General features: G+C 31.7%; 1 pseudogene. It reads left to right on the top strand.

The annotated features are described in order from the left end of the window. Positions 1-119: 119 nt before the first annotated feature. Positions 120-502: pseudogene (locus FUA24_RS23600) on the top strand (hypothetical protein); the annotation flags it as partial.

The raw sequence follows: 502 nt of genomic DNA, 5'->3' as shown, positions 1-502 counted from the left end.
TTGCGGGCTAGAACTTTAGTATTATTTATAGGTTTATTAGAAAAGATGTTTATTTTTACGTCTATCATATAATAATAGCTATGTAAATTAGTTATGTATTTAGACTAAAATAACCAACGGTGAACACATCTTATAAAGTTACATCTGTCTTTTTTCTAGCGGTTTTTTTAATAGTAAGTTGCTCCAGAAAAAAAGACAAATTTATTAGTAGAAACTTTCATGCTGTAACGGCAGAGTTTAATGCGCTTTATAATGGGTACAATGCTTTAGAGCAAGGTAGAAATAGTTTAAATCAAGGTTATTTTGATGATTATTGGAATGTACTGCCCATTGAGCGTATGCAAATATCTGATGAGGTTATTTTGCCAGGGCAATCAAAAAATCAAGACTTTACAAGAGCCGAAGAAAAAGCGGTAAAAGCCATACAAAAGCATAGCATGAACATTGAGGGTAAAGAAAAAAACCCACAAATGGATGAGGCATATTTACTTTTAGGTAAAGC

Source organism: Seonamhaeicola marinus (genome assembly GCF_008085455.1).
This window is presented reverse-complemented; position numbering and strand designations above follow the sequence as displayed.